A 4593-nucleotide genomic window follows, 5' to 3' on the forward strand; every position below is an offset into this window, starting at 1 on the left:
TGATGAAGATAAGATGGACTTGCCATCATAACTATCTCCCCAAAAATCAGTTCGCATCTATCATTTTCACTTATTTGATAATAGTCCTCAAAAGTAAACTCATCTAATTTTAAACTTTCCATAAAATAGCTCCTTTTTTTAGAGTTGTTTTTATTATAGCCAACTATTCTAAAAAAATATGAGTCATACCAATCTCATTTAAAAAATGTCTACTATCCTCATCTCCTCAGCATGAGTGGCTCTCTTATCAAGAGGAGGTAACTCCATATAGTCAAATGAGTAGATGGCCCCCAAATAGTGGTCAGGGTCATTTGGTACGGAAAACTCTAGCCCCTCAAACTCCATCTTTTTTAGAGGAAATATTGATTGGTAATCAAACCATGCAGCGACATCAGGCATCTCTCCACCATAGATAATTTTGCTATCCTCTTTTTGCCAACCTTGATGCATTAGTGCGAGTGTAGCTATCAATTTCTCTCTCTCCAAAGGTCTATTTTTCCCCTCTGGGGTATGTAGACTTACAGATGAAACAGAACGAATTAGCTTAAATATATCCATATAAAATTGCTGATGAAACTCACTGTTAGGAATAGTAAGCATAGGGAAAATATCAACAAATACCCCTTGGTGATACGCTACATCTCTATCTTTTTCATGGAACTCAACAATTTCTGCCTTTTGTGAACGCAGTTTGATATAGTCAAATGGAAAACTACCATCTGTTTTGGTAGTCTGAAAAAAGATAGAGTCAGGCAACTCATCTTGGGCTATCTGAATAAACTTACTGTAATCCTCTAATGGCATAGAGAGGTCAATATCATCATCCCAAGGGATAAATCCCTTGTGACGAACAGCTCCAAGAAGTGTTCCCGAGTCTAACCAATATTGCAAATTGTGTTTTTTACAAATCCTGTCGAACTCAACCAACATCTCAAGCATAATGAGTTGAGCTTCTCGTAAAACTTTTGGGTTAATTTTTGCCATAATAGTCATGCAAAGCATCTATAAGCACATCTGTATATGCCTTAGTCATATCACCCATATGTGAAACTCTAAATATAATATCTCTCTCTGCTCCACCATTAGGGCAAACCATAATCTTATATCCATCTTCAAGAGCATTGACTATATCCATAGCAGATTTTCCATCCGTTGGAGTTAAAGTAGTCATCGCATTTGGCATAAATGGTGTATAGGCTTTTAGAGGTAAATCTTTGATGCTCTCACGGAAGTACTCTGCTATAGCTTTAGCAGACCTAATACTCTGCTCTACCCCACCTCTTCGCTCTATCTGTGCCAATCTAGCCTCTAGTTGGAGCATTATAGTTACAGCAGGAGTATACGGAGTCTGTCCTCTCTCACCATTGTGCAGATAGTCTTTGAAGTTAAAATAGAGACTCTTTACACACTGAACTCTCTCTAAAGCTCTAGGAGCCAAGATTACCATTGTCAATCCAGGAGGAAGAGCTAGACCTTTTTGGCTACTTGCAATAACCACATCTATATTTTGAACCGACATATCAATAGGGTCGGTTACAAGCATAGAAATTGCATCTACAACAAAGAATAAATCTCTCTTTTTAGCGTAAGCACCCATCGCATCCAAATCATAAATATGACCAATACTTGTCTCATGGGCATTGACAATAAGTGAGGTGAAATCCTCTTTTGGTGCTAGAGTCTCAATATCTGCAAGATTACTATGCTCAACCACAAAATCGTGGTGAGGAATAGTGTGTGTAGCACAGATGTCAACAAATCGTCCACCAAAACCACCACCATGAACGACTAAAGCGTTATCATCTTCAGTGAGTAGATTCATCACCACAGACTCCATACCTGCCGTTCCTGATGCTGTCAAAAATATAACTTTTGAACCCTCTGGTGCATTTACCATCTTCAAAAGCCCTTTTTCACAAGCATAAGTAACATCCGAAAACTCACAATTCCTAAAATATGGTGTCTGCTTCGCTCCTACCTCCAAAATCTCATCTGACATCTTAACAGGTCCTGGTGTAAATATGTAATAATCCTCATATATCATTCTTAACTCTCCTTCTCTTTTTCTTTCTCTTTTTTACTATCTGCATAGTCAATTAGTACTCTATTAATACCTACTATATCTTTTGGTGTCAACATCTTAGATTTTCGATTTCCTCTCTGTATAAGCGAAGCGAACTCTGCAATCATATAACGCAACCCACACCCCTCTAGCTCATAGTTAAAAGTATAACTCTTATGTGTATCTTCAAACCTGACATAAAAAGTCTTTGTCAACCACCACGGTGAAGGGATATAGATATACCCTTTGGTTCCAGAGATAACAGCATCACCTTCTGATTTGATACCTGTAGCAACTGTTGATACTCCAACAGCTCCCCCCTTATGGGTAGTTACAATCAAGTTACTTATATCATATCCACTCTCCTCTTGGTCAAAAAATGTAATGCTTTTTCGTTTTCCCAATACTTTATTGACCAGAAGTGATGTAGCACCTGATAGGATATTGGTAGCCCCCTGTGCGATAAACTCATCAGAATAATCTTTCTCTCTATAGAGACTTGTTCTAGTAGCACGAACCTCTTTTACATCACCTATTATCCCTTTGTTAAGCTCTTTAAGAAGTTGATTAAAAGCTGGTAAAAAAGCTGTTTTAAGAGCAGAGAGCAGAACTCTTTTTTCTCTTTTTGCAATAGACAATAGCTCTTTTAACTCATCTTTATCAATAGCCAAAGGGTTCTCACAAAGCACATGTTTCCCCGCTTCAAGTGCCTTTTTAATGAGCATATAATGTTTCTCTAATGAGGTGTCAATATAGACAGCTTGGATAGCTGTATCCAAAAACTCTTCATAGTTATCATGCCCATACATAATTTTGTCATTATCTTTTGTGAACTGTTTAACTACCAAGAAATCATCTGCATATATTCGATTTACTTTAATGCTAGAGACATACTCCGACTCGTCAATGAAGGCTTGTGTATCACGCCCCAATCCAACAACACCCAGTTTGATAATATCAAAGTTCTCTTTTCTAAGTTTAGTACTAGAGATTCCCTCTGTTCGTGGTAGATACTCAACATGTGTATATTCATTAAGATAATCAAATGCCCCTACCCAATCATCTCCAATAGCAAAAATATCAACATCATACTTCTGCATATCTTCAGCTTTCTGCTTCTTATGCTTCTCTACAATAACTTTATCAACAAAATCCAATGCCTCAATAGCTTTTACTCTCTTATTGGTACTCTCAATTACATTGAGCTTCCCTCGTGAACGGTCATAATTTTCATCCGTCACCCCTACAATGAGATAGTCACCTAACTCTTTTGCTCTCTTCAAAATGTTCATATGTCCAACATGCAACATATCATATGTTCCGTAAGTAATTATTGTTTTTTTATTTTCCATATTCTATCCTAACAATTTTATACCCATTTTTGCAAATAGCTGTAGTGGATAGAGTTAATCAAAAAAGATTGACACTTATAGTAACAGATATTTTTTATAGTAATTATAGTTTATGAAGTTTTTTAATATGTAGTGTTGTATATCGTTTAGAGAAGTGTTAAATATTCTATCCAAAATTAAATAATTTTGGATAAATTTATAACTTATTTTACAGATTCGATAACTTTTGTTGCAGCACCATCTGTCTTTTTATCAGCCACCTCTACTATCTCTTCAACCACTTGGTCTTTCATAGAAGATTGTGGTAAATCAGATTCTGTAGCATCCACTTTTGTAGTAGCCTTTTTTGCCGAGTCTGTCACTTTTTTCGCTCCATCCACAGCATCACCAGCTTTCTGTGCAGCTTTTGCTACTTTATCAGTAGTTGGTTCAGAATCACTCAACATACTACATCCCGAAAATGTAAAAGCCACAACCAAAGTCGCCAATAAGATTTTTTTTGTCATAAAAAATACTCCTTTTTTTTATATTTTGTCCATAAAGACAGAAGATTATAATATATATCGACTGTTTTTAGTATTAAAACATATCTAAATATTAAAATAATTTAGTGACTATCTTTTCTTCTTTTCCTATACCATAAAAAAATAGGGATAAGAAATGTAGCAAAGAGCCACTTATACTCTTTTTCAAAAAAGTTAATAACCTGCTCCATAAGAGGTAAGCTTTTAACCTTTATCACCTCATCAAAGGTCTTTAACCTACGAATCTTTTTCCCCTCATCTGTAGTAAATATTGCCGTAACAACCAACTGTAAATCATGCTCTCCTACTTTGGTAGGCGTTACACTCCAACTCCATGTAGTCGTTTCGATTTTTGATATATACTGTTGTGCAGGGGTAATCTTTTCGATTTTAAAAGCTGAACCAGTTAGATTAACCTCCATCAAATCGGACACAGAGACATTTCTCTCTGATAGAACCTCTTCTTCTCTGAAATTAGCTTTTAACTCATCAAAGCTTTTAGGTGAACTACCCCTAGCTAAAGAGCTAGAGGCTTCCTAACTAGCAGACTCCAACGAGTCTGAATTTGAAAGGCTTTCTGATTTATAGTCTTGAAGGCTAATTCCTAGCCCAAGAGACTCCAATCCCCTCTGTTCTATATTCTCACTGGCATTAA

Annotated in this window: 5 protein-coding genes; all 5 read right to left on the reverse strand. The window is 36.3% G+C overall.

Going from position 1 to position 4593, the window contains the following annotated elements; translation table 11 throughout:
- Positions 1-198: 198 nt before the first annotated feature.
- Entirely contained in the window at positions 199-984 is a 786-nt protein-coding gene (locus tag GSY74_RS05860) for a phosphorylcholine transferase LicD (RefSeq protein ID WP_164664167.1), read from the reverse strand.
- Positions 971-2044 (reverse strand): alanine--glyoxylate aminotransferase family protein, encoded by a 1074-nt coding sequence (locus tag GSY74_RS05865; protein WP_164664168.1) that lies wholly within the window; start codon positions 2042-2044, stop codon positions 971-973. The genes GSY74_RS05860 and GSY74_RS05865 overlap by 14 nt, the downstream gene beginning before the upstream one ends.
- Before the next feature lie 2 nt (positions 2045-2046).
- Positions 2047-3414: a Gfo/Idh/MocA family oxidoreductase gene (locus tag GSY74_RS05870; protein WP_164664169.1), complete on the reverse strand. Its 1368-nt coding sequence runs from the start codon at positions 3412-3414 to the stop codon at positions 2047-2049.
- Between the two features lie 203 nt (positions 3415-3617).
- Positions 3618-3920 (reverse strand): hypothetical protein, encoded by a 303-nt coding sequence (locus tag GSY74_RS05875; protein ID WP_164664170.1) that lies wholly within the window; start codon positions 3918-3920, stop codon positions 3618-3620.
- A 101-nt stretch (positions 3921-4021) separates the two neighbouring features.
- Positions 4022-4372, reverse strand: coding sequence for a hypothetical protein (locus GSY74_RS05880; protein WP_164664171.1), 351 nt, complete (start codon positions 4370-4372; stop codon positions 4022-4024).
- Positions 4373-4593 lie beyond the last annotated feature (221 nt).

It is taken from the genome of Sulfurovum sp. bin170 (assembly GCF_010892395.1).
Lineage (GTDB): Bacteria > Campylobacterota > Campylobacteria > Campylobacterales > Sulfurovaceae > UBA1140.